Origin of the sequence: Microbispora triticiradicis, assembly GCF_005864065.1 — a bacterium.
GTDB lineage: Bacteria > Actinomycetota > Actinomycetes > Streptosporangiales > Streptosporangiaceae > Microbispora > Microbispora triticiradicis.
The window spans coordinates 181626-205131 of record NZ_VANP01000010.1 but is presented as its reverse complement, the minus strand read 5'-3'; the positions used below and the strand labels follow the sequence as shown (position 1 = coordinate 205131).

General features: G+C 69.9%; 21 protein-coding genes. 10 read left to right on the top strand and 11 right to left on the bottom strand.

Annotation, left to right across the window (positions count from 1 at the left end):
• Window positions 1–59 precede the first annotated feature (59 nt).
• A complete protein-coding gene (locus tag FED44_RS25005) occupies window positions 60–503 on the bottom strand; it encodes an ATP-binding protein (protein ID WP_133306095.1) in 444 nt (147 codons plus the stop codon).
• Window positions 504–763: 260 nt separating this feature from the next.
• On the opposite strand from FED44_RS25005, the gene FED44_RS36010 reads away from it, so the two are divergent.
• The 3 genes from FED44_RS36010 to FED44_RS24995 are packed head-to-tail and all read left to right on the top strand — an operon-like array spanning window position 764 to window position 1393.
• Window positions 764–913 carry a hypothetical protein gene (locus tag FED44_RS36010; protein WP_165900815.1) on the top strand — a complete coding sequence of 50 codons (150 nt, stop codon included), beginning with the start codon at window positions 764–766 and terminating at the stop codon, window positions 911–913.
• A gap of 11 nt (window positions 914–924) precedes the next feature.
• Window positions 925–1152, top strand: a complete 228-nt coding sequence (locus FED44_RS25000; RefSeq protein WP_117408774.1) for a DUF6158 family protein — start codon at window positions 925–927, stop codon at window positions 1150–1152.
• Window positions 1145–1393 carry a hypothetical protein gene (locus FED44_RS24995; protein WP_138462243.1) on the top strand — a complete coding sequence of 83 codons (249 nt, stop codon included), beginning with the start codon at window positions 1145–1147 and terminating at the stop codon, window positions 1391–1393. Before FED44_RS25000 ends, FED44_RS24995 begins: the two co-directional genes overlap by 8 nt.
• Before the next feature lie 128 nt (window positions 1394–1521).
• Here the strand turns inward: FED44_RS24995 and FED44_RS24990 are convergent, their stop codons facing one another.
• A complete protein-coding gene (locus FED44_RS24990; RefSeq protein ID WP_138462242.1) occupies window positions 1522–1893 on the bottom strand; it encodes a hypothetical protein in 372 nt (123 codons plus the stop codon).
• A gap of 105 nt (window positions 1894–1998) precedes the next feature.
• Here FED44_RS24990 and FED44_RS24985 point away from each other — a divergent pair, with 105 nt between their 5' ends.
• On the top strand, window positions 1999–2991 hold the full coding sequence (locus FED44_RS24985; RefSeq protein WP_117408771.1) for a LacI family DNA-binding transcriptional regulator: 993 nt from the start codon (window positions 1999–2001) through the stop codon (window positions 2989–2991).
• A gap of 77 nt (window positions 2992–3068) precedes the next feature.
• On the opposite strand, the gene FED44_RS24980 is transcribed toward FED44_RS24985, so the two are convergent.
• Window positions 3069–5927: a discoidin domain-containing protein gene (locus tag FED44_RS24980; protein WP_138462241.1), complete on the bottom strand. Its 2859-nt coding sequence runs from the start codon at window positions 5925–5927 to the stop codon at window positions 3069–3071.
• Window positions 5928–6273: 346 nt separating this feature from the next.
• On the opposite strand from FED44_RS24980, the gene FED44_RS24975 reads away from it, so the two are divergent.
• The 6 genes from FED44_RS24975 to FED44_RS24950 all read left to right on the top strand — a co-directional run bounded on the left by FED44_RS24975 (window position 6274) and on the right by FED44_RS24950 (window position 14659).
• Window positions 6274–7284 carry a LacI family DNA-binding transcriptional regulator gene (locus tag FED44_RS24975; protein ID WP_117408769.1) on the top strand — a complete coding sequence of 337 codons (1011 nt, stop codon included), beginning with the start codon at window positions 6274–6276 and terminating at the stop codon, window positions 7282–7284.
• 383 nt (window positions 7285–7667) lie between these two features.
• On the top strand, window positions 7668–9047 hold the full coding sequence (locus tag FED44_RS24970) for an extracellular solute-binding protein (RefSeq protein WP_117408768.1): 1380 nt from the start codon (window positions 7668–7670) through the stop codon (window positions 9045–9047).
• A 97-nt stretch (window positions 9048–9144) separates the two neighbouring features.
• Entirely contained in the window at window positions 9145–10068 is a 924-nt protein-coding gene (locus FED44_RS24965) for a carbohydrate ABC transporter permease (protein ID WP_117408767.1), read from the top strand.
• A gap of 11 nt (window positions 10069–10079) precedes the next feature.
• On the top strand, window positions 10080–11057 hold the full coding sequence (locus FED44_RS24960) for a carbohydrate ABC transporter permease (RefSeq protein ID WP_117408766.1): 978 nt from the start codon (window positions 10080–10082) through the stop codon (window positions 11055–11057).
• Between the two features lie 60 nt (window positions 11058–11117).
• Window positions 11118–12686 (top strand): glycoside hydrolase family 13 protein, encoded by a 1569-nt coding sequence (locus tag FED44_RS24955; protein ID WP_138462240.1) that lies wholly within the window; start codon window positions 11118–11120, stop codon window positions 12684–12686.
• On the top strand, window positions 12683–14659 hold the full coding sequence (locus FED44_RS24950; RefSeq protein ID WP_138462239.1) for a glycosyl hydrolase family 28-related protein: 1977 nt from the start codon (window positions 12683–12685) through the stop codon (window positions 14657–14659). Before FED44_RS24955 ends, FED44_RS24950 begins: the two co-directional genes overlap by 4 nt.
• Before the next feature lie 129 nt (window positions 14660–14788).
• Here FED44_RS24950 and FED44_RS24945 read toward each other — a convergent pair whose 3' ends face one another.
• The 8 genes from FED44_RS24945 to FED44_RS24910 form a co-directional block, all read right to left on the bottom strand.
• Entirely contained in the window at window positions 14789–16033 is a 1245-nt protein-coding gene (locus FED44_RS24945) for an alpha/beta hydrolase family protein (protein WP_138462238.1), read from the bottom strand.
• Between the two features lie 41 nt (window positions 16034–16074).
• Window positions 16075–17508: a S41 family peptidase gene (locus FED44_RS24940; protein WP_244302237.1), complete on the bottom strand. Its 1434-nt coding sequence runs from the start codon at window positions 17506–17508 to the stop codon at window positions 16075–16077.
• Window positions 17505–18566, bottom strand: a complete 1062-nt coding sequence (locus FED44_RS24935; RefSeq protein WP_138462236.1) for an ABC transporter permease — start codon at window positions 18564–18566, stop codon at window positions 17505–17507. Before FED44_RS24935 ends, FED44_RS24940 begins: the two co-directional genes overlap by 4 nt.
• A complete protein-coding gene (locus tag FED44_RS24930) occupies window positions 18563–19453 on the bottom strand; it encodes an ABC transporter ATP-binding protein (protein WP_138462298.1) in 891 nt (296 codons plus the stop codon). Before FED44_RS24930 ends, FED44_RS24935 begins: the two co-directional genes overlap by 4 nt.
• A 35-nt stretch (window positions 19454–19488) precedes the next feature.
• Entirely contained in the window at window positions 19489–19884 is a 396-nt protein-coding gene (locus FED44_RS24925) for a GntR family transcriptional regulator (RefSeq protein WP_138462235.1), read from the bottom strand.
• A 137-nt stretch (window positions 19885–20021) separates the two neighbouring features.
• Window positions 20022–20450 carry a large conductance mechanosensitive channel protein MscL gene (mscL, locus tag FED44_RS24920; RefSeq protein ID WP_138462234.1) on the bottom strand — a complete coding sequence of 143 codons (429 nt, stop codon included), beginning with the start codon at window positions 20448–20450 and terminating at the stop codon, window positions 20022–20024.
• A 220-nt stretch (window positions 20451–20670) separates the two neighbouring features.
• The gene (locus tag FED44_RS24915) at window positions 20671–22167 is read right to left on the bottom strand and encodes a serine/threonine-protein kinase (RefSeq protein WP_138462233.1); all 1497 of its coding nucleotides are present in this window, start codon (window positions 22165–22167) and stop codon (window positions 20671–20673) included.
• Window positions 22154–23158 carry a LacI family DNA-binding transcriptional regulator gene (locus FED44_RS24910; RefSeq protein WP_117409964.1) on the bottom strand — a complete coding sequence of 335 codons (1005 nt, stop codon included), beginning with the start codon at window positions 23156–23158 and terminating at the stop codon, window positions 22154–22156. The genes FED44_RS24915 and FED44_RS24910 overlap by 14 nt, the downstream gene beginning before the upstream one ends.
• Window positions 23159–23506 lie beyond the last annotated feature (348 nt).

Sequence of the window (23506 nt, the reverse complement as noted above, 5' to 3'; positions counted from 1 at the left end):
CATCCCCTTCTTCGGAAGATATGGCGGCCGACTACCCGATATCGGGCCGGAAATTCACGTCAGACCGTCCGGGCGCCTTCACTCCCCACGCCTCCGGGCGGAGGGACCACGCCGTCGTGCCCGAGTTCGAACCACACGCAGACTCCGGCGCGGCTGGCCGACACGCCCCAGTGCCTGGTGAACAGGTCCACCAGGTGGACGCCGCGCCCCGGCGTGAGGTTGGGAGACGTCCAGCAGCCGCAGCCCTGGGTGGACAGCGTGACCCGGGCGGCTCCGGGAGTGGCCAGGACGGACACGCCGTAGCCCGGCGGCCGGCCGCACGAGTCGGCGTGCCGCAGGGACTCGGCGATCAGCTCGCCGATCAGCTGCACCGCGTCGTCCCGGCAGGGGTGGCCGTCGCCGAGGCGGGCGGCCACGAACCGCCGGGCGGCCCGCACCTGGGACGGGTCTCCCGAGAAGGGGCGTGAGATCGCGATTCTCCCCGAGAGGTTGAGAATTGTCATCCCGTGATAGCTCCCTGTGCACCCGCCTGCCGTCGGGGAATCGAGGCCGATGTAAGACTGCGTTCATCCTGCACTTTGCAATTCGGCTCCGCAATATGGCGAATGCGATTGCATGGTCTCCTTTCGTGAGATAAGGGGGAGCGCGGCGCAGGGGAAGAGGGGCGGATGCGGCCGGAGACGTCCATGGAGATCATCATCCCGGTCGCGGCCTTTGCGGGCGGGCCGGTATGGGGCTCGTCTCACCGGGCAGGAGACCTGGCATGCGAAGAGAAGACGGTCGCTATATCGATATCGACGCGGACGAGCCGGACATCGCAGGCGAGTGGATGCCGTCGGAGACGGATCCGCCGAACGCCAAGCCGGACGACGGAAAGCCCGACGAGCGCTGGGACAAACCGACAGAGGTGTGAGGAGAACGCTGATGACGATGGGTGTCGACCCCCGGGACCTGGGCGACGAGGATCTGCTCCGCGAGCTGCGCCATCTGCACGAGACCCGCAGCGAGACGTTCTTCCACGGGTCGGACGACGCGCTGGAGCGCCACACCTCCCGGACGCAGGAGCTGGAGGGTGAGTACCTCGAACGCTACCCGGACCGGCAGGTCGATCCGGAGCGGCTGCGGGAGGGGGCGAGGCAGCGCAGTGCGTGAGGACGAGGAGAGCCTGGGCGACGCCCAGGAGATGTCGGGGACCGAGCTGACGGTCTACGAGGCCGTCGCCGCGCTGAACGTGGACGAGCGTTCGGCGACCATCTCGGCGGTCGCCGAGATGACCGCGCTCGGCGAGGACGACGTACGGCGGTGCCTCGGCACCCTGGTCGAGGGCGGCAGGCTGGTCCCCAAGGGGGACGCCTACCTCCTCGGCGCGCACGACTGGGGACTCGAATACTGACACTGACAGATGGGGCCCGGCCGGCCCGCGGCGACGGGGAGGGCGGCGGTGGTGCGCCACACCGCGCGCGCCTCGCCCCGGATCGCCGGGACCGGCCGGGAGTTCGTGGGTGACCCCGTGAGCCGGGGTCAGGAGCAGGCGCTCGCCAGTTCCTGGGTCGCCTGGGTGGCCTTCTGCCCGAACTCGCTCAGCTTGGCCGCGGCCGCCGGGTCCTTGAGGTCGATCTTGAAGGAGCCCCACGAGTCGGCCATGCCGGCGAGCGCCACCTTCAGGTCGCCGTCGGCCTTGCCGGACAGGTCCTTGAGCTGGGCGGCCAGGTCGCCGGTCGCGGTGTTGAGGCCCTTGATGTCCCCGGCCGCGGCGGCGGCCTTGGTGCTGTAGTCGGTGAACGCCTTGGTCGCCTCCTCGCAGACGGCCGTCTGGCCGCCGCCGCAGGCGGCGGTCAGGCTGAGAAGGGCGGACGCCGCGATGACGGCGAGGCTGTTCCTGAGGATGTTCATGACGCCTTCCTGAGTGATCTGCAACGCCCCGGACACTACGGACGCCCCCTTTCGCTCCGCTTTCAAGCCGCTTGCAGCGCAGGTGCGCGTCGTATGCTTGCCGCCATGACGCGGCGGCTTGCGGAGGTTGCGAAGAAGGTCGGGGTCAGCGAGGCCACGGTGAGTCGCGTCCTGAACGGCAAGGCCGGGGTGTCGGAGGCCACCCGGGAGGCGGTGCTGACGGCCCTCGACGTGCTGGGATACGAGCGGCCGACGCAGTTGCGCGGGGAGCGCGGCCGGTTGGTCGGCCTGGTCCTGCCCGAGCTGCAGAACCCCATCTTCCCGGCGTTCGCCGAGGTCGTCGGGGGTGCGCTGGCCCAGCAGGGGTTCACCCCGGTGCTGTGCACCAGAACCGTCGGCGGGATCTCCGAGGCCGACTATGTCGACCTGCTGCTGCAACAGCACGTGTCGGGGGTCGTGTTCGCCGGAGGCCTCTACACGCAGACCGGCGTCGTCCATGAGCACTACCTGCGGCTCGTCGAACGCCGGCTGCCCACCGTGCTGGTCAACGCCGCCGCCGAGCACTGGGACTTCCCCCGCGTCTCCTGCGACGACGCGATCGCGGTGGAGCAGGCGCTCGGTCACCTGCGCGCCCTCGGCCACCGCCGCATCGGCCTGATCGTCGGCCCCGCCGACCACATGCCGTCCGCGCGCAAGCTGGAGGCGTACCGCGCCCTGGGCGGCGAGTTGGTCGAGCACACGATGCACTCGCTGGAGGGCGGCCACGCGGCGGCCCTGAAGCTGGTGCGGCAGGAGGTCACCGGCATCGTCTGCGGCAGCGACCCGCTGGCTCTCGGCGCGATCCGCGCCGCCCGGCGCTCGGGCAGGCGCGTGCCGGAGGACGTGTCCGTCGTCGGATACGACGACTCCGCGCTGATGACCTGCGTCGACCCGCCGCTGACGACGGTGCGTCAGCCGATCGAGGCGATGGGCCGGGCGGCGGTGGAGCTGCTGGTGAGCCAGATCGAGGGCACCGCCGTCGCGACCGGAGAGCTGTTGTTCGAGCCGGAGCTGGTCGTCCGCTCCTCCACCGGACGCGTCGGCGTCCCCGTCACCTGACGGCCTGCCGGGGGTCATGCTGTGGGGGAGCCCGGAGGAGGAGGCGTCCACTCCTCCTCCGGGCGTCCCGTTCCGGGTTACGAGGCGTACGCCTCGAACTCGGAGATCTGCGCGGCCGGCCAGCCGGTGTTACCGGTGACGCTCAGCCGCAGGTAGCGCCGGGCGGCGGCGGGCACGGCGACGGTGACGGTGTTGCCGGTCACCGGGTCGAAGGTGTGGCCCGCCGGTCCGGCGATCGTGGTGTAGTTCGTGCCGTCCGTGCTGCCGAGGATCGCCAGCGTCTGGGTGCGGGAGCCCCAGGCGGCGCTCGGCGGCAGCTTGAGCACCACCCTGCCGACCGTGACGGACGCGCCGAGGTCCACGGTCAGGGTCTGCGGAAAGGCGTTGTTGACCGACTCCCAGTAGGTGTTCGCGTCGCCGTCCACGGCGTTGGCCGGGACGTACGTCTGGGTGTTGCTCGTCGCCGTGACCGTCTTGCCCCGGGCGAGGTTCCCCGTGGGCGGCGGGCTGGGCGACTGGCTGGGGGAGGCACTGGGCGACGGGCTGGGGGTGGCGCCGGTGCCGTACACCTCGAAGGCCGACAGCTGCCCTGCGGGCCAGCCGGTGTTGCCGATGACCGTCACCCGGACGTAGCGGACGTTTGCGGTCGTGAAGGGGATGTTCGCCGTGTTCCCGGTGGCCGGGTCGAACGTGCGGCCCGCCGAGGGGGACAAGGTGGTGTAGTTCGTGCCGTCCGTGCTGCCCAGGACCGCGAGGGTCTGGGTGCGGGTGGCCCAGGCGGCGCTCGGCGGCAGCTTGAGCACCACCCGCTGGACCGGGGTCACCGCGCACAGGTCCACGGTGATCGACTGCGGGAAGGCGTTGTTGGCCGACTCCCAGTAGGTGTTGGCGTCGCCGTCCACGGCGTTGGCCGGGACGTACGCCTGCGTGCTGCTCGTCGCCGTGACCGTCTTGCCCCGGGCGAGGTCGCCGCTGCCGGGAGCGCACGCCGTGGGGCTGGGCGAAGGCGAAGGCGAGGGGGAGGCGGAGGGAGAGGTGGAGGGAGAGGTGGACGGCGACGGGCTCGGGCTCGGGCCGCTGCCGTCGTAGATGTAGTTCGGCGCGGGCCACTGGCCGGTGCAGACGGTGGAGCTCAGGCTCCAGCCGGAGTTGCCCGTGCCGTACGTGGGAGCGAATCCGGTGCCGACGCAGTTGTGGATCGCGACGCCCGCGCCGATGTGGGCCGCCCGGACGTTGGTGAAGCTCGTCTTCGCCGCCGCCTGCGCCTGGATCATGTACGTCCCGGTGCCGTCGATGTTCACGTTCGAGAAGTTGACGGTCTGGGTGCTGCCCTCGATGAACTGGATGGCCTCGTAGGAACTGTCGATGATGTCGGTGTCGGTCACGTTGATCGTCGCGTTGATCGGCTCGTTGAGGCCGTCGAACCAGATCGCGCCGACGCCGAAGTTCCAGTTGTAGTCGCTGTTGCCGGCCCGGATGAGGGTGTTGCGGGCGGCGGTGATCGTGCCGGCCACCGCCGTGCCCTGGCCGGAGTTCACCCCCGGGTAGCGGTTGGCGACGTGGATGCCGCCGCCGTTGGTGAGCGTGTCGCTGACCACGTTGTCGGTGATCTTTATGTCCCGGCCGCCGTACGTCACGATGTTGTTGGCCAGGACCGGCGCGACCACGGTGTTGAACGTGAAGGCGTTGTTCACGTTGGCTATCCGGTCGGGCCACATCGCCAGGCCGTCGTCACCCGTGTTGCGGACGAAGGTGTTGGTCACAGTGGAGTTGGTGACCCCGGTGTGGAAGTTCACGCCGTCGGCCGTCTGGTCGAGGATGCGGCTGTTCTTCAACGTGAAGTTGTCCATCGGGCCGTCCATCCAGGCCCCGACCTTGGTGTGCTGGATCCACAGGTTGTCGACCACCGAATTGGTCATCGCGCCCCCGAGGGCGTTGACCTGGTCATCGTCCACCCGTTCCGTGATGTCGCCGATGATCGCGAAGTCCCGCAGGGTGACGCTGCGGCTCGGCCCGCCCGCCTCGTGCGGCCGGATCCCGCCGGTGTAGCCGCCGCCGCTGACGTACTTGCCGTAGACGCCGACGGCCCGGTTGCGCTGGGTGGGATGGCGGCCGGTGAGCACGCTGTACCAGGGCCCGGCCCCGCGCAGCGTGACCCCGTCAACGACCACATGGTCCCACAGGGTGTACGTCCCGGCCGGGACGTAGACCTCCTTGCCCTGGGCCTTTCCGGCGTCGACTGCGGCCTGGAAGGCGGCGGTGGAGTCGCTCGTGCCGTTGCGGTCGGCGCCGAAGTCGTCGACCGACAGCGACCCGGCGGGCCGGGGGATCGCGTCCGGCACGAGTTCGAAGTCGGCGAGGTCCACGACGACCCACGGCGCGACCGAGGTGGAGGCCACCTGGATCCTGACCTTGGTCCCCGCCGCCAGGGTGGACCCGAACATCGTCCGGGTTTCGTCGTAGAAGTGGTGCGGCTTGTCGCCGGGTGTGTTGCCGAACGGGTAGCCGCCGTAGAACCAGCCGTACCGGGAGGTGAACTGCAGGTCCTTGAGCTTGGTCCCGTTGATCCTCAGGTCCACCGGCGCCGTGATGCCCGTTCCGGCCGCGTTGTCCGGCACGCTGTAGCGCACGGTCATGGCGTTGGCGGACTTGGGCAGGGTGAACTCGACGTACTCTCCCGGCGCGTCGAGCCGTACGGCCCGGCGGCCCGACGCCTCGGACGGCAGATGGGTGTAGACGCGGTCCGGGCCGATCTGCTCGCCGTTGGTCGCGGCGGCCTCGGCCTCGATCTCCGTGAACGGCACGGCCGCGCCTCTTCCCGGCACGGAGAAGGGCGACGGCGAGGTCGCGGCCGACGACGTGCCGGGGAACGCCACCATGCTCCCCACAGCGATCAGCGCCCCCGCCACCGTGATGGCGGCTCCGGATCTTCTCATGAGGTTCCTTTCTGCATGCGAGACCCGGGAGATGCGGCGTGGACGCTGGACCGCCACATCTCCGAAGAAGGTGAGTGGCCCACACGATAAGTTGGCGGACAACCTTCTGCAATATTCCGACGAGAAGTCGCAAGATGACATGTACGTTACGACATCACGTCATCCCAGCCCCGAGCCTTCTGGAACGCTCCGCATGTCGGCCGGAGGAGTGCGCGGGGCGGCGCCCAGGGGATCGCGATCGGCGCGGCCCCCGCCCGCGCAGCGAGACAGTGGCCTGACGTGCTGTTCACGATCACATACGCAAGCGGATGAAAGCATTTGCGCTCGCTGTCGTATAGTTGCGTCCATGACACGACGGCTTGCGGAAGTGGCCAAGAAGGTGGGCGTGAGCGAGGCGACGGTGAGTCGCGTGCTCAATGGCAAGCCGGGGGTCTCCGACGCCACCAGAGAGGCGGTGCTCACCGCGCTCGACGTGCTGGGATACGAGCGGCCCACCCAGTTGCGCGGCGACCGCGGCCGGCTCGTCGGCCTGGTCCTCCCCGAGCTGCAGAACCCGATCTTCCCGGCCTTCGCCGAGGTCGTGGGGGGCGCGCTGGCCCAGCAGGGGTTCACGTCCGTGCTGTGCACCCGGACCGTGGGCGGCGTCTCCGAGTCCGACTACGTGGACCTGCTCCTCCAGCAGCACGTGTCCGGCATGGTCTTCGCCGGCGGCCTGTACGCCCAGGGGGACGCCTCCCACAGCCACTACCGCAGGGTCCTCGAACGCAAGCTGCCGACCGTGCTCGTCAACGCCGCGGTCGAGCATCTCGGGTTTCCGCAGGTGTCGTGCGACGACATCGCCGCGGCCGAGATCGCGCTCGCCCATCTCATGGCGCTCGGGCACCGCCAGGTCGCGATGCTGCTCGGCCCGCCCGACCACGTGCCGTCCCAGCGCAAGCTCGCCGCGTTCCGGGCGTATGCGGCCGCCAACGGCCTGGAACTCGACCCCGGCCACGTCGAGCACACGATGTTCTCGCTGGAAGGCGGGCACGCCGCCGCCACGCGCATGGTCGCCAGGGGCGTGACCGGCATCATCTGCGCCAGCGACGTGCTCGCCCTCGGCGCGATCAGGGCGGCCCGCCGGGCGGGGTTGTCGGTGCCCGAGGACGTCTCCGTCATCGGCTATGACGACTCGGCGCTGATGAACTGCGTGGACCCGCCGCTGACCACAGTCCGCCAGCCCATCGACGCGATGGGCAGGGCGGCCGTCGAGCTGCTGGTGGCGCAGATCGACGCGGCCGTGGTGTCGGGGGACGAGCTGCTGTTCGAGCCCGAGCTGGTCGTACGCGCCTCGACCGCCCCCGCGCCCCGCTCTTAGCGGGGGCGGGCGGGTGCGGAGGCCGGCGTAAGACCGTGCCCTGTACCACCGCGCCCGCGATGGCCGCTCCCGCGGCTCACCGGACCGCCACTGTCACGGCCGGCCGGAGCACCCGCCCACTCTTGAGCGCGTCCCTCCTCAACCGCTTCCGGGCCGTCGTGCCTGGCCACGCCGACGCGCCCGGCTCCCGAAAAGCCGCCTCTTCATGGCATGCCAGCGACAGACCAATCACTGTCACTTTTTTGCAGAGTTAATGACGAACTATTGCTCATTCCTGCATGCCTCTGTATGTTTCTCGCAACCGAGCGGATCGGGGCGCTCCAGTCGGCCCCGAGCCGTGTGCTTCGACGGGTCGTGGTGCGCGGTTCCAGAAGGGAACGAGGATGAAATCCCACAAGCTCTCGATACTGCTGGTCTCGGGACTTGCCATTGCAGCGGCCGCGGCGTGCGGCACCGACGACAGCGGTAACAGCGGCGACAAGGCCAGCGCGGCGCCCGGCAGCGCCGGGCCGGTGTCGATCTCGGTCAACTGTGAGCCGCCGAAGACGAACAAGGCGGAGCGTGCGACCTTCGAGGAGGACCTGGCGGCCTTCCAGAAGCTGAACCCCACCATCAAGGTCTCGAAGGTCACGGACGCCTTCCCCTGCTACGACCCGCGCACCTTCGAGCCCAAGCTGGCCAGCGGCGAACTCGAGACGGTCTTCTACGTCAACTTCCCCAACGTGGGCCGCCTCATCGAGAGCGGGCAGGCCGCCGACCTCACGCCGTACGTCAACGAGCTGAAGACGTTCGCGGACTACAACAGCTCGATCGACCTCTTCAAGAAGGACGGCAAGATCTACGGCCTGCCGACCGACGGCTACGGCATGGGCCTCGTCTACAACAAGGAGGTCTTCACCAAGGCCGGGCTCGACCCGAACAACCCGCCCAAGACGTGGGCCGACGTGCAGGCCGCCGCGAAGAAGATCGCCGGGCTCGGCCCCGGCTACGTCGGGTACGGCGAGTACAGCGGCAACAACGTCGGCGGCTGGCACTTCACCGCCTCCATCTACGGCCGCGGCGGATCGGTCATCACCGACGACGGCAAGAAGGCTGCCTTCAACACCCCTGAGGGCAAGGCCGTGCTGGAGAACCTCCACCAGATGCGGTGGGCCGACAACAGCATGGGCTCCCAGCTCTACATCGACTGGCCGGCCCTGATGAAGGCCATGGCCGGCGGCAAGATGGGCATGATGCTGGGCGCGCCCGACGTGCTCATCTCGCTGCGCAACGACTTCGGCGGCAAGTTCGAGAACTACTCCATCACGGCCCAGCCCGAGGCCAAGGCCCTGTTCAACGGCGGCGCCGGCTACATGATCAACCCGAAGGCCACGCCTGAGCAGATCAAGGCCGGCCTCAAGTGGATCGAGTACAAGTTCCTCACCCCCGGCAAGGGACAGTTCGACTACGTGCGGGCCAAGGGCGCGAACCTCACCGTCGGCCAGCCGTACCCCGACCTGTACGGCGCGGACACGCCGTCCGGCCAGGCCGTGAACGACCTGCGCAAGGCGAACGCCAACATCGACGCCGCGCAGTTCGCCGGATGGGTGGAGGGCTCCAAGGGCATCCCGCCCAAGGCCGAGCCCGGGCCGTACGCCCAGGAGATCTACAAGATTCTCGACACTCCGATGTCGGCCGTGCTGACCCGCAAGGACGCGAACATCGACCAGCTCCTTTCCGACGCCGAGTCGAAGGTCAACTCCCTGCTGGCCTCGAAGGGCTGAGCGCCCTGATAATCCGGGCCTAACCCGGGGCGCCGCCCGCGGCCGTCACCGTCGCGGTCGGCGCCCCGGCAATCACGTCGAGATCGGATTCACAACGATGACCACAGCGAGCATCCCGGCAGCGGGCGGCAGCCGGCGGCAGCCGACGAAACTGCGGCGCGCCGTGCGGCGCAACGTGACCGCCTACGGCTTCCTGTGCGGCGCTCTGATCTGTTTCGCGTTCTTCTCCTGGTATCCGATGGTCCGGGAGGTCATCCTCAGCTTCCAGAAGACCAACTTCGTGGATCCACCCAAATGGGTGGGGCTAGAGAACTTCCGCACCATCGTCAACGATCCGGCGTTCGGACCGGCCTGGGTCAACACCGCGCTCTTCACGGTGCTCGCCCTGATCTGCGGCTACGGAATCCCCTTCGTCGCCGCGATCGTCCTGAACGAGCTACGGCACGCCCGCGCCTACCTGCGCTTCGTGGTCTACCTGCCGGTCATGCTGCCGCCCGCGGTGAGCGTCCTGCTGTTCCAGTGGTTCTACAACCCCGACTACGGGCTGTTCAACCAGGTTCTGGACCTGTTCCACCTGCCCGGCCTGCAGTGGCTCAACTCGACGAGCACCGCGCTGATCTCGCTGGTCATCGTCTCCACCTGGATGAACATGGGCAGCGGCACGCTGATCTACCTCGCCGCCCTGCAGACCATCCCGAGCGAGCTGTACGAGGCCGCGGAACTCGACGGCGCCGGCCTGTTCAAGCGGATCCGGCACGTCACGATCCCGCAGACCAAGCTGATCCTGCTGGTGATGCTGTTGCTGCAGATCGTGGCGACCATGCAGGTCTTCATCGAGCCCTACCTGCTCACCGGCGGCGGCCCCGAGAACGCCACGGTCAGCGTCGTCTACCTCATGTATCAGTACGCCTTCAACTTCGGCAATCTCAACGCGGGCAACGCGCTCGGCCTGATGCTCATGATCGTGCTCATGGTGTTCTCCGCGATCTACCTGCGCGTCTCGCGCGACAACACGGTGTGAGGGGAGCGACCATGTCCAACATCACGGTCATGCCCGACCGCTCGGCCGGGACGCCGGCCACCTCCGCCCGGCACGAGCGCCGCGGGCAGCGGCGGCCCCGAAAGCCGATCAACACGCAGTTCCGCACCGCCGTCTCGCCGCACCAGCTCAACACGACGCGTGGCCGGATCATCTACTGGATCGTGCTGGTGATCGTGGTGGTGAGCTTCACCGCCGCGTTCGTCTTCCCGCTCTACTGGATGATCACCGGTGCGATGAAGTCCACCGAGGAACTCAACGCGATCCCGCCGACCTTCCTGCCGTCGCACTTCTCCCTGGACGGCTACCTGGAGGCGTGGGATCTGCTTGGCCTCGGCACGCTGCTCGGCAACACGGCCCTGTACGCCGGCGGCGCCTGGCTGCTGACGCTCGCGGTGGACGTCTCGGCGGCCTACGCCCTGTCGAAGCTCCGCCCGGCGCTCGGCAAGGTCGTCCTGGCCCTGATGCTGTCGACGCTGATGATCCCGCCCATGGTCATCATGCTCCCGGCGTACCTCACGGTGAAAGAAGTGCCGATCTTCGGCTGGAACCTGCTCAACACGCCGTGGGCGATCTGGCTGCCGGCCGCGGCCAACGGCTTCAACGTCTTCCTGCTCAAGCGGTTCTTCGACTCGATCCCGAGGGAACTGCTCGAAGCCGCCGAGATCGACGGCGCGTCGCCGGGCCGCATCCTGTGGTCGGTGGTGATACCGATCTCCCGGCCCATCCTCGGCGTGGTCTCCATCCTCACCGTCGTCAACGTCTGGCGCGACTTCGTCTGGCCGCTGCTGGTCCTGCCGGACAGCGACAAGATGTCGGTGAGCATCGGTATCGCCTCGCTCTCCTCGCAGATGCCGCAGAACGTGCTGGTCGCCTCCCTGGTGATCGCGAGCATCCCGACCATCGTCGTGTTCTTCCTGTTCCAGCGGCACATCATGGCCGGTCTCACCGCTGGCAGCCTCAAGGGCTGACGCCCCAATCTGTCGCCTTTCACACCGTCGTCGCTTCACCCGTAAGGAGTTGGATTCAGCATGCCCGGCAACACCTCGACCCCCGATTGGTGGCGCGGGGCCGCGATCTACCAGGTCTACCTGCGCAGCTTCGCCGACGGGAACGGCGACGGGACGGGTGACCTGGCGGGGCTGCGGTCACGCCTGCCCTACCTGGCGGATCTCGGCGTCGACGCGATCTGGCTGAACCCGTGGTACCCCTCTCCCATGGCCGACGGCGGCTACGACGTCGCCGACTACCGCAGCATCGAGCCGGTCTTCGGCACCCTGGCCGAGGCGGAGAAGCTGATCGAGGAAGCCCACGACCTGCGCATCCGTACGATCGTCGACGTCGTCCCCAACCACACGTCCGACCAGAACGCCTGGTTCCAGGAGGCGCTGGCGGCCGGTCCCGGTTCGGAGGCCCGGGAGCGGTTCTGGTTCCGCCCCGGCGTCGGCGACGGCCCGCCCAACGGCTGGCAGTCGATCTTCGGTGGCCCGGCGTGGACGCAGGTGCCGGACGGCGAGTGGTACCTGCACCTGTTCGCCCCCGAACAGCCCGACTTCAACTGGAACAACCCGGCCGTACGCCAGGAGTTCCTGGACGTGCTGCGGTTCTGGTTCGACCGGGGCGTGGACGGTGTACGCATCGACTCCGCGGCCGTCCTTGTCAAGGACCTCGACAGCGTGGAGGAGTCCTACACCGACCACGACGGGGTCCACGAGATCTACCGCGAGTGGCGGCGGGTGTCCGACTCCTACGGCGGGCGGATCCTCATCGGCGAGGTGTGGCTGCCCGACCAGGAGCGGTTCGCCAACTACCTGCGCCCCGACGAGCTCCACACCGCGTTCAACTTCGACTTCCTGTCGAGTGCGTGGGAGCCGGCCGCCCTGCGCGCCAGCATTGACCTGACCCTCGCCACCCACGTGCCGATCGGCGCGCCCGCGACCTGGGTGCTGTCCAACCACGACGTCGCCCGTCCGGTCACCCGCTATGGCCGGGCCGTCACGTCCTGGGACAACGCAGAACGCCGGGACGGCATGCCGTCCGACCTGGAGCTCGGCCGTCGCCGGGCGCGGGCGGCCGCGCTGCTCGCGATGGCGCTGCCCGGGAGCGTCTACGTCTACCAGGGGGAGGAGCTCGGCCTGAACGAGGTCGAGGACATCCCCGAGGAGCTCATCGACGACCCGATGTGGGAGCGCTCCGGCCACACGGTCCGCGGTCGCGACGGCTGCCGGGTGCCGCTGCCGTGGTCGGGCACCGAGCCGCCCTTCGGATACAGCACCGGCGAGCCCTGGCTGCCGCAGCCGACCGGCTGGCGCGACCTCACGGTGGAGGCTCAGGAGGCCGATCCGGGCTCGATGCTCTGCCTCTACCGTTCGGCCCTGCGCCTGCGCCGCGAACTGCTCGGTGACGGCACGCTGACCTGGCTGCCGTACGGGGACGAGGTGATCGCGTTCCGCCGCGACTCCGGCCTGGTCTGCCTGGTCAACCTCGGCGCCGAGCCGGTCGCGCTCCCGGAGACGGGTTCTGTGCTGCTGGCCAGCGGCCCTCTCGACGGCGACCTGCTTCCGTCCGACACCGCGGTTTGGATCAAGGAGGACCGATGAGAATTCTGCTGGCAGCGGCCCTGGCCACCACCGGGCTCGCGGTCTTACAGACGCCCGTGTCCGCCTCGGCGAAGGCCCCCGTCGTGACGCGGGCCGCCCTCGACCCGGCACTCGTGTCCGGGCGCGGCGCCGATGTCGACTTCGCCGAGCAGGAGGCGGAGAACGCCGCCACGAACGGCACGGTCATCGGCCCCGGCCGCGACGCGTACACGCTGCCCGCGGAGGCGTCCGGCCGCAAGGCGGTCAAACTGGCCCCAGGGCAGTACGTCGAGTTCACGCTGCCCAAGGCGGCCAACGCGATCACCGTGCGGTACAGCATCCCGGACGCCCCCGGGGGCGGCGGCATCACCGCGCCGCTCGACGTCGCGGTCAACGGCCACAAGCGGGCCACCATGACCCTCACGTCGCAGTACGCCTGGCTGTACAACCAGTATCCGTTCTCGAACGATCCGAACGCCGGGCTGCTGCACCCCGACTGGTGGATCACCGAGTGCTCCTGCGTGCCGAACGCCACCACGCCGGCCCCGGAGATCGCCAAGCCTTTCCGCCCGAACCACTTCTACGACGAGCAGCGCCTCCTGCTCGGCCGTTCGTACCGAGCGGGCGACATCGTACGGCTGACGGTCCCAGCCGGGAGCGACGCGGCATGGACGGCCGTCGACCTGCTCGACTCGCACCTCGTCGGCCCGCCGCGCGTCGAGGTCGTCGCGGCGAACGTGCTGGCCTTCGGCGCCGACCCCACGGGCAGGCGCGACTCGGCCGGGGCGATCGACAAGGCCATCGCCTTCGCCAAACGGGCGCACCTGAAGGTCTACATCCCGCCGGGCACCTACCAGGTGAACCGCCACATCGTCGTGGACGACGTGACGATCACGGGCGCCGGTAGCTGGTACACGACCATCAAGGGCCGCCAGGTCGACCTGGACACCCCGGCCCCGGACGGCTCGGTGCACACCGGTGTCGGCTTCTACGGCAAGGACGCCTCGGCGGGCGGCAGCCGCAACGTCCACCTGTCCGGCTTCGCCATCGAGGGCGACGTCCGCGAGCGGATCGACACCGACCAGGTCAACGGGGTCGGCGGCGCGATGAGCGACGCGACCATCGACGGGCTCTACATCCGCCACACCAAAGTCGGCATGTGGTTCGACGGCCCGATGCGCAACATCAAGATCACCAATAACGTGATCGTCGACCAGATCGCGGACGGGCTCAACTTCCACACCGGCGTGACGGGCTCCGTCGTGTCGAACAACTTCTTCCGCAACACCGGGGACGACGCGCTCGCCATGTGGTCCGACAAGACCGCCGACGCGGGCAACACGTTCGACCACAACACGATCCAGACGCCCGTGCTGGCCAACGGCATCGCGATCTACGGCGGCACGGACAACACGGTCTCGAACAACCTGATCGCCGACCCGATCAGGGAGGGCAGCGCCATCCAGGTCGGCTCCCGGTTCGGCGCCGAGCCGTTCGCCGGCAAGCTCCGCATCGCCGGCAACACGACCGTACGGGCCGGCACGTTCGAGCTGAACTGGAAGATCGGCCTGGGAGCCATCTGGTTCTACGCCCTGGAGAAGGACATCGACGCCGACATCGAGGTCAGCGGCGACCACTACCTGGACAGCACGTACAACGCGATCATGCTGGTCAGCGAGTGGGCGGTGAAGGACCTGTACGCGATTCCGAAGGTCCGCTTCACGGACATCCGGGCCGACGGCACGGGCACCTCCGTGGTCAGCGCCCGCGTGAAGGGCTCGGCGTCCTTCGAGAACGTGGACGCTCGTAACGTCGGCGCGGTGGGCGTCAACAACTGCGGGTCCTTCAACTTCCCGCCCACCGGGTCGGAGTTCTCCCTGACCGACCTCGGTGGCAACGACGGCGGCTGGCTCGCTCCCTGGATGCTGCCCAAGACCATCACCTGCGACGACCGCCCCCCGGTCGTCCCCCCACCCGCCCCGTCCCCCTGGTAACCACCCTGGTCAAAGCGATCCGGTCTGAACCCGGTGCGAATTGGACTCCCAGCCTCAATAGGGACTGAGAGTCCTTTTGCTATACGTGCCACCCAGTGGGTCTGTATTCCGGCTGGGAGAGGAGGCCGCCTACCCGCAGACCTTGGTGTCCGGGGCGCACAGCTCGGCCTCGGGGTAGCGGGACGAGGGCTTGTCCAGGAGAGGCCGCGGCTCGCCGCGCAGGTGCAGGTCGAGGAAGGCGCGGACGTACGCGCGGGTGATCTCGGCGCCGCGGGCCGCGGACACTGTCCCCGGGACGCCGAGGCCGAGAGCGCCCGCCAGGAGCGGCACGTCGGTGAAGGACTGGTGATCCGCGCCGGGGAGCACGACCCAGCGCTTCCATCCGGTCAAAAGTCTCCAGTCGCGGTCCCAGGAGTTGTCGCGGCCTCCGGGCGCGTGGCCCGCCGACCCCATGAACATGAACGGCCGCGACAGGCCGCGCTTCGGGATCCGGGCGTACGTGGTGCCGTCCATGTCGATCCCGCCGCGTATACGGGGGTCCTTCAGCATGGCCGCCACGGCGCTCGCCCCACCGATGGAGTGGCCCACCATCGCGATCCTGGACGCGTCGATCAGCGTGGAGCCCTCCCACTTGGCGCCCCGCCCGGTGAGCCGGTCGAGCACGAAGGACACGTCGGCCGCTCTGACCCCGACCACTTTCGTGCCGAAACCGGGGTCGCTGTCGCTGTCGCAGGCGACGCACTCGGCGACCCGCCCGTCCGGGAAGGTCGTCGCGTAGTTCTCGTAGGCATGGTCGACGCCGGCCACCACGTACCCACCGGCGGCCAACTCCTCGGCGAGCGCCGTGAGCGTGCCGCGGGGCATGGTGAAACCCGGGGAGAGCACCACCAGGGGCAGGCCGGCCCTGCGCCCCGCCGGTTTCGCGTCCTGGTAGGCGTTGGTGCGCGTCCTGCTCAGCAGGTCGTACGGCACGCCGGTCACCTTCTTGCCCCTCAGCGTGAGCTCCGACTCCTTCGCGGTCATGTACGAGGCCCGCCGGCCCCCGCTCACCCGCGCCGGGTACCACAGGGTGACCATGAGCTCCCTGGCCTCCGCCTCCGGCACCCACGGGTCGGGGCGGGAGGCGTCCTTCAGATACAGGGTGGTGGTCCCGACGGGCCGCCCGCCGGCGGTCGGCGCGGGAATGACCGGGACGCCGGTGGCCGACGGGCGGGCGGACGCGGCGGCCGGGACGGACCGGGGGAGGGCGGGCGTGGAGCAGCCGGTCAGGGACAAGGCGGTCAGGGAGAGAGCGGTCATGGAGAAGGCGACCAGTCCGGAGGCGGCCGGCAGGCCACCGCGCGGGACCGGCGCCGATCCGACGGCATGACTCATGAAGCATCCGTCCTTTCGGGGCACGGCGGGAGATGGGCGCGTCACCCGTGCAGCAGGGCCAGGGCCTTGTCCAGAGCGGGGTCGCGCCCGGCGGCGGCGTCCTCGGGGGTCGGCGGCACGTGGTAGTCGGGTGCGACGCCGACCCGGTCGATCACCTCGCGGCCGGGGGCCAGGTGATGCCTCGACGGGAACGCCAGAAGGGTGTTGTCGCCGAGGAGGTACGGCTGCGCCGGGCCGGAGACGGCGCCCGCGGTCCGCGTCCCCACCAGCCGGCCGAGACGGAGGTCCTTGACGGCGGAGCTGAAGTGCTCGCAGGCCGACGCGCAGCCGCGGTCGGTGAGCACGACCAGCGGCAGGCCGAGCAGCGCGACGCTGTCGTCGGTCCTCATGGCTTCGCACCCGCCGTCCGCGGCGCACTGGTACGCGGTGACCTTGTCGTGGGCGAACGCGCCGAGCAACCTGTTCACCTCGTCGGGGCTGCCGCCGCCGTTGCCGCGCAGGTCCAGGACGACACCGGTCAGAGTGCGGCCGCCGCCCATCCTGGAGATCGCTCTGAGCGTCCGGTCCGCGACGTCGGGCGCGAAGCCGCTCAGCCGTACGTAGGCGACGCCGTGTTCCAGCGGTTTCGACGTCACCACCTGCACGGCGGCCGGATCGGGCTGGTACAGGCCCGGCTTGAGCGTCACCGTCCAGCGCCGGCCGCTGCTCTGCCGCAGCAACCGGAGCCGGACCGGCCGGTCTTCCGGGTACTGCGGGTACAGCGCGGTGACGGCGGCAGGGGTGACCGTTCCGTCGACGAAGGGCGCCGACCCGTCGATGGATTCGACGACGTCGCCCGGGCGCAGCCCCGCGGCCTTCGCCGGTCCGCCCAGGACGGCGGTGACGAACAGCGGGGGCAGGGCGGTCCCGGGGTTGACGTTCACCTGGGGACCGGCGCTGGCCCGCAGGCCCAGGCCGTACTGGTCGTCGTCATAGGAGTCCGGCGGACGCCGGCGGCCGTGGTTCCAGCGGGCGTGGTCGTCGTCCAGGGCGGCCACGACGGCCTCCAGCGTGGCGGCGGCGAGCTTCTCCCGGAGCCCGGCGTCGGCCGGCAGGCGGTCGACGACTCGCCGGTAGACCGTCTCGAACGCGGCCCAGTCGCGTTTCCGGTCACCGGTGAACGCCGGCATCGTGGCCTCGGGCACGTCGCGCCCGCCGCGGTTTAGCTCCTGCGTGAACGCGACGAATCCCGCGCTCAGCAGCGAACGCGCGTCCAGTGTGGCCCCGCCGTAGTAGTCGGCGAGGATGCAGAAGTACGCCTGCTCGACCACGTCGATCGTGGTGGGCGTCTCCGGCGCGGGAGCGCCCCGGGGCGGCGCGCACACGGCCGACCCACCGGCGGTCGTCGGGCCGGGCTCCGCGCGGGGCGGCGTCTGTGCCGTACAGGCGACCGTGAGCAGGAGGACGAGCCCGGCCGCCACGGACCTGACGGTCACGACAGCCGCCTCCGGAGCCACAGGAAGCAGAAGGCGGTGAGGCCGAGGGTGAGGAGCGCGTAGACCCCGGTCTCGATCCACTGGAACGCCCAGAAACGCTCGAACGGCTGGTAGGTCGCCCGCTGCCGGTAGCCGAGCCGGTTGATCTCGGCGAGGCAGCCGTCCATGCCCCGTCCCTCCTCCTGAGCCTGCTGCGACGGCGCGCACGGCCCCGACGTCACCGACACGCGAACGGTGACTGGGGCGCCGTCGCCGCCCACCACGTGCCCGGACGGATCGACGAGGCGGCTGGACAGCACCCAGGCGCCCGTGTGACCCGGTATCGCCGAATCGAGGATCACCTCGGGAAACTCCCTGTCGCTGGACTTGCCGAACGAGTCCACGTTCTCCGGGCCGAGCTCGAAGGCGGAGCTGACCGGAGGGAGGAGATGGGGCCGGACCGTCAACGGCATGACGATCTGGATCGCCGCGAAGACGGCCAGGGTGACGGCCATGGCGGGCAGGGTTCGCCTGACGACCAGCCCGGCGGTCACGCCGAGAACGAACGCGAATGCCGCGTAGGCCATGGGGACGATGCCGCGCGCGCCGAACACCAGGGGGTCCATGAGCGTGAAGCCCGGGGCGGCGGACTTGTCCAGAGGGGCGGACCACCAGGTCACCGCGAGACTGAACAGCCCGGCCGCGGCCACGGCGGCGCCGCCGACGACGGTGAGTTTGACGGCCAGCCAGCGGGTGCGGGTGATGCTCTGGTTCCACACCAGCAGGTGGGTGCCGGCCTCCAGCTCACGGCTGACCAGTGGCGCGCCCCAGAAGAGACCGGCCAGGGCCGGCAGGAGCAGCACGATGACGGTGGCGGCCTGGAAGGGGGCCTGGTAGTCGTCGAAGAACCGGTCGAAGAACTGCCCGCAGCCGCCGTCCCGGGCGCAGGCGGTGATCCCGGCGGAGTAGTCGGAGGCCAGTTCCGGCCCGGTCAGCGCCAGGGCGACGGCGAGCACGACGAGTGCGGCGCCCGTGGTCGCGGCCGCGCCGCGGAACTGGCGCCAGGTCAGCCAGATCATCGCCGCACCTCCAGAACCGGGCGCCCCTGGGCGGGAGCCGGCCCCTCCATGTAGGCCAGGACGAGGTCTTCCAGGGTGAGTCGGCTGACGGTCCAGGCGGGGTCGTGGATCGGGTCCTCGGTGCGGACGACGAACGTGCTCTGCCGGTCGGTGTGGCTGGCGGAGACGACGTGCTGGCCGGCCGGGAGCCGGTCGGGGTCGCGTCGCGGGCCGGTGAGCCGGTGGTGCGTGGCCAGCAGGTCGTCCACCTGTCCCGCGAGCCGGACGCGCGAGTCGACCAGCACGATCAGGTAGTCACATGTCCGTTCCAGGTCGGAGACGAGGTGTGAGGACAGCACCACGCTGAACTCGTGCTCGGCGACGGCCTCCATCAGGCCCTGGAGGAACTCGCGGCGGGCCAGGGGGTCCAGCGCGGCGACCGGCTCGTCCAGGATCAGCAGTTCGGGCCGCTTGGCCAGGCCCAGGGTGAGGGCGAGCTGGGCCCGCTGGCCCCCCGACAGCCTGCCCGCCCGGTGCGCGGGATCGAGGCCGAGCCGTTCGACGCGTTCTCGGGCGAGAGCGGCGTCCCAGCCGGGGTTGAGCCCGGCTCCCAGCCGCAGGTGGTCGGCGACGCTCAGTCCCGCGTAGACGGGGGTGTCCTGGGCGACGAACCCGATCCTGGCCTGCTGCGCCGCGCCGCCCGCCGGATGGCCGCCGAGCACGGTGATGCTTCCCTCGGTCGGCGCGAGCTGGCCGCCCGCCAGCTTCAGCAGCGTGGTCTTGCCGGCCCCGTTGGGGCCCACCAGGCCGACGACGTGCCCGCCCGGGATGTCGAGGGTGCAGTCTCTCAGCGCCCACCGCCTGCCGTACCTCCTGCCGAGTCCCCGGGCCCGCAGGACGGGGGTCATCGGCTCTCCCGAGGCCGGACCGGCCGATCGCCCGATCATGCGATGTCCTCCTGGGAGGAGGTCCTGAAGGCGCTCATGAACAGGGCCTCGATGCTCTCGTCGTCGAGGCCGGCCAGGCGGGCCGCGGCCAGCCAGCGCAGCAGGTCCTTGCGCAGCCGGCCGTGCGCGGCCAGGGAGGCGTCGGTCAGCGTCCTGGTGACGAACGTCCCGATCCCCGGCCGTGCGGCCACCAGGCCCTCGTGTTCGAGCTCCCGGTACGCCTTGAGCACGGTGTTGGGGTTGAGCGCCAGCCGCGCCACGACGTCCTTGACGGTCGGCAGCCGGTCGCCTTCGCGTAGCAGGCCCAGCCGCAGCGCGTGCCGTACCTGCTGGACCAGCTGCAGGTAGGGCGAGACACCGGACCGGCCGTCCAAGTAGAACTCGATCACCATAGCTCCATTTATCTAGGTGCCTAGTACTTTAGTCATCTAGATGTTAAAGCGAGGATAAGGATCGAGAGATCTCCTGCCGTGGAGACGCGCCGGCCCCCGACGGAGGGTCCATCGAGGGCCGGTGAGGGCGGCGAAGGTCAGGCGGGGGGCCTGTCCGCCGCGGCGACCGTGGACAGCTCGACCGTGCAGAAGGCGCAACGCCGGGCGTCGAGGGGGATGTCCGACAGGCACTCGGGGCACTGCTTCTCGGTGGCCTCCTTCTTGGTCTCGAAGAGCGCCAGGAAGCGGGTCATCGGCAGGACGACCAGCCAGTAGACCACCGCGGCGACGATCAGGAACGACAGCAGGCTGTTGATGAAGTCGCCGTACTTGAACTCCGCGCCGTTGACGGTGAACGTGTAGCCGGAGAAGTCGGGCTCCTTGCCTCCGGTTATCGCCGCGATCAGGGGCGTGATGAGGTCCTTGACGAGAGCCTGGATCAGCCCGCTGAACGTCGCGCCCACGACCACGGCGACGGCGAGCTCCACCAGGTTGCCCCGCATCAGGAACTTCTTGAATCCGCTCATGAGGAAACGAGGTATCCGGTTTTGCCGCCGCTATTCAAGGACTTGACGCGGATCGGGGAGGGTGATAGACCCTGTCGTCGCAGGGCCGGGCGGAGCGGTGGGCTCGCCCGGCGGGCGAACAGACGAATATTTCGGTCCGAGCCGGGGTGTTTTTCGGACGCGATCCGACTACCGGGTCTGACAGAAAACAACAGAAAGTTGTTCTGGGAGCGCTCCCAAATCAGGTACCAGTAGAACGGGCGAGGGCCGCCTCGACGCCGTCCAGCGCGTGGTGCAGCTCCTGCTTCAGGAGGAGCGGCAGCCGTCCCTCGCCGTAGCGGACCTCCAGTTTGGTCCGCACCTCGGTGACTCCCTGTCCCGCCGCCACCGCGTTGCGCAGCACCTGCTTGAGGTCGAGCGCCACGTCGTCGTCGATGTCGTGGGTGGCCTCGGCGCCGTCCACGAGCAGCGCGAAGCGGCGGACCGCGGTCTCGACCGCCAGGTAGGGGGCGGGAGTGGCCAGGGGAAGCGTGGTCACGCCGGGTTTGCGGGTGACCGTCGCGCGCGGCTGGGCGGAGTCGCCGCCGTGCCGGCTCTTGACCCTGGTCTTCGTCGCGGAGGGGGAGGGAGTGGGCCCGTGCCGGCGCCCGGGGTCGGCCACCGGCTTCGCGGTGTGCCGGGCGACCGGCCCCGCTGTATGGCGGGCCTCGGTCATGGGTTCGGTCACGGGTTCAGCCTGCGCGGCCGACGGCGTGGCGGTGGCCTGCGCCGGCTGCGCGATCGCCGGGTTGAGCACGGCGGCGGCGCCGAGGCCCTGGCCGCCCGACTGCGAGACCCACAGGATGCCGCCGAGAGCGGCGGCTCCGACGGCGGCGGCGCCCCAGCCCGCGCCTCGCGGCCCCGGCGGCTTCCGCACCGAGGCCAGGGCGGCGGCGACCGCCCGTGCGCTCGGCCGGTCGACGGGATCGCCGGACAGGCAGCGCCGGCACAGGTCGGCGACCTCCTGCGGCAGGCCGGGCACCCCTTCGGGGACCGGCGGCGGGCCCTCCCGCCGCGCCGCCTCGATCGCCTCCCAGGTCTTCTCGGGATACGGCAGGTGACCGGTCAGCATCTCGAACAGCAGCACGCCGAGCGCGTAGACGTCCACTGCCGGATCGGCGGTCGTCCCTCTCAGCCGCTCGGGCGCGACGTAGGGCGGCGTGCCGAAGTCGGCCACCAGCTGGTCGTCGGCCTCGCCGATGAACGCGGCGATCCCGAAGTCGAGCAGCTTGGGCCCGTCGGCGGCGAGCAGCACGTTCTCCGGGGTGACGTCACGGTGGACGATGCCCCGGTCGTGCGCCGCCGCCAGCACCTGCGCCAGCCCGGCGGCGATCTGCGTCGCCTCGGCCCAGGGCAGGGGACCCTCCATGATCCGGTCGGCCAGCGACCGGCCCTCCAGCAACCGCATGACCACGAAGGACGCGAGCCTGCCGCCGTTCGTGACCGTCTCCCCGTAGTCGTAGACCTCGATCGCGTCGGGATGGATCAGCCGGGCGGTGGCCCTGGCCTCCCTGCGCATGAGTTCCCGGCCGGGGTTTTCGTCGTCGAGCGAGCCGTCCAGCACCTTGATCGCGACCATGCGCTGCAGTGACTGGTCGAAGGCACGCCAGATGACCGACATCCCGCCCGTCGCCAACCGCTCCTGGAGCAGGTAACGACGGGTCAGGATGTCGCCTTCTCGAAGCTCAGGCCGATTCACGAACCACCAGTTCCGTGGGGAGCACCGGATTGCCCTTGGGATTCTCCCCGTCCCCGAGTGTCATGAGAAGCAGTCGTGCGGCGAGCGTGGCCATTTCCTCGACGGGCTGCCGGACAGTGGTCAGAGTCGGCGACGTGTGCCGGGCCACCGGCGCGTCGTCGTACCCGATCACGGCCACGTCGTCGGGCACCTTGCGGCCGGCACGGCGCAGTGTCTGCATGGCCCCGGCCGCCATCACGTCCGACGCCGCGAAGACGGCGTCGAGGTGCGGCGCCCGTTGCAGCAGCCACTGCATGGCGTGCGCGCCCGAGGCGTGGGTGAAGTCGCCGTACGCCACGGGCATGTCGAGCACCCCCGCGTCGCGCAGCGTCTGCCGGAAGCCCTCCAGCCGGTCGCGGGCGGCCGGCAGGGTCGGCGGCCCGGCGATCGTGGCGATGTGCTTGCGGTTGTTGAGCAGCAGGTGCTCGGCCGCCTGCCGTCCGCCGTCACGGTTGTCCATGTCGACGAACGGGAGGTCGATCCCGTCTGGCGGCCGCCCGGCACAGCGCACCGGGACGCCAGACGCCGCCAGCGTTACCGCGAGGGGGTGCCGCGCTCGCGCTCCGATGAGGAGCACGCCGTCGACGGCGCCCGCGACCAGCGGTGGCGCGGCGATGGAGGCGGTCGCGGGGGTCGCGGTCATCACGACCATCGGCACCCCGTGGGTCGCCAGCACCTCCTCGCACGCGGACAGGAGCCTGGCATAGAACGGCTCGGTGAATAGGCGTGGACTGTGCTCGCAGACGACCGCGGCGATGATCTGCTCGGCCCGCCTGCCCGCCGAACCCCGAGGGGCACGGCGGCGGACATAGCCCAGACGCGACATCGCGTCATGGACCTGCCGACGGGTCGATGTGGTCACGCGTACCGAGCCGGTCAAGACCCGGGAAGCTGTTGCCGGGGAGACGCCGGCTGCGGCGGCTACCTCTGCGAGGGTGGGAAGATCGGCCATCCGGTCTCCTCGGCCCGAAGGTTCACACGGCTTGGGAGCGCTCCCAAGCGAAAGTATCACTGTTTCGCTCGTGTCAACAGAGGTTTCCTCGGTGTGAAACCTTTCGTAGAGTTTCGCTCCTGTTTGACATAGTTGGAGGCTAGAGCACAGGGGTTGCTTGGGGTAGTCAAAGTTCGCTTTGACCCCGTATGTCCACCTTGTCCTTAAATCTGAGTAAATGTGCCGTAAAGCGGACGGCTCAGCGGGTGGTGGACGCCCGTAACAGCATGGTGACGGTGGCGGTATGGCGGTAGGGTCCTCCGCCAGGAACCAGGGCCGGCGCGGCGCAGGGTCGGCGGCGACCCGAGC

What these genes read in the sequence shown, in the direction of transcription:
- FED44_RS24970 (WP_117408768.1), top strand. Translation starts at nt 7,668, where the DNA reads ATGAAATCCCACAAGCTCTCGATACTGCTGGTCTCGGGACTTGCCATT.
- FED44_RS24935 (WP_138462236.1), bottom strand. Translation starts at nt 18,566, where the DNA reads ATGATCTGGCTGACCTGGCGCCAGTTCCGCGGCGCGGCCGCGACCACG.
- FED44_RS24945 (WP_138462238.1), bottom strand. Translation starts at nt 16,033, where the DNA reads ATGAGTCATGCCGTCGGATCGGCGCCGGTCCCGCGCGGTGGCCTGCCG.
- FED44_RS24955 (WP_138462240.1), top strand. Translation starts at nt 11,118, where the DNA reads ATGCCCGGCAACACCTCGACCCCCGATTGGTGGCGCGGGGCCGCGATC.
- FED44_RS24980 (WP_138462241.1), bottom strand. Translation starts at nt 5,927, where the DNA reads ATGAGAAGATCCGGAGCCGCCATCACGGTGGCGGGGGCGCTGATCGCT.
- FED44_RS24990 (WP_138462242.1), bottom strand. Translation starts at nt 1,893, where the DNA reads ATGAACATCCTCAGGAACAGCCTCGCCGTCATCGCGGCGTCCGCCCTT.
- FED44_RS24960 (WP_117408766.1), top strand. Translation starts at nt 10,080, where the DNA reads ATGTCCAACATCACGGTCATGCCCGACCGCTCGGCCGGGACGCCGGCC.
- FED44_RS24930 (WP_138462298.1), bottom strand. Translation starts at nt 19,453, where the DNA reads ATGACCCCCGTCCTGCGGGCCCGGGGACTCGGCAGGAGGTACGGCAGG.
- FED44_RS25005 (WP_133306095.1), bottom strand. Translation starts at nt 503, where the DNA reads ATGACAATTCTCAACCTCTCGGGGAGAATCGCGATCTCACGCCCCTTC.
- FED44_RS24925 (WP_138462235.1), bottom strand. Translation starts at nt 19,884, where the DNA reads ATGGTGATCGAGTTCTACTTGGACGGCCGGTCCGGTGTCTCGCCCTAC.
- FED44_RS24965 (WP_117408767.1), top strand. Translation starts at nt 9,145, where the DNA reads ATGACCACAGCGAGCATCCCGGCAGCGGGCGGCAGCCGGCGGCAGCCG.
- FED44_RS24910 (WP_117409964.1), bottom strand. Translation starts at nt 23,158, where the DNA reads ATGGCCGATCTTCCCACCCTCGCAGAGGTAGCCGCCGCAGCCGGCGTC.
- FED44_RS25000 (WP_117408774.1), top strand. Translation starts at nt 925, where the DNA reads ATGACGATGGGTGTCGACCCCCGGGACCTGGGCGACGAGGATCTGCTC.
- FED44_RS24950 (WP_138462239.1), top strand. Translation starts at nt 12,683, where the DNA reads ATGAGAATTCTGCTGGCAGCGGCCCTGGCCACCACCGGGCTCGCGGTC.
- FED44_RS36010 (WP_165900815.1), top strand. Translation starts at nt 764, where the DNA reads ATGCGAAGAGAAGACGGTCGCTATATCGATATCGACGCGGACGAGCCG.
- FED44_RS24975 (WP_117408769.1), top strand. Translation starts at nt 6,274, where the DNA reads ATGACACGACGGCTTGCGGAAGTGGCCAAGAAGGTGGGCGTGAGCGAG.
- mscL (WP_138462234.1), bottom strand. Translation starts at nt 20,450, where the DNA reads ATGAGCGGATTCAAGAAGTTCCTGATGCGGGGCAACCTGGTGGAGCTC.
- FED44_RS24985 (WP_117408771.1), top strand. Translation starts at nt 1,999, where the DNA reads ATGACGCGGCGGCTTGCGGAGGTTGCGAAGAAGGTCGGGGTCAGCGAG.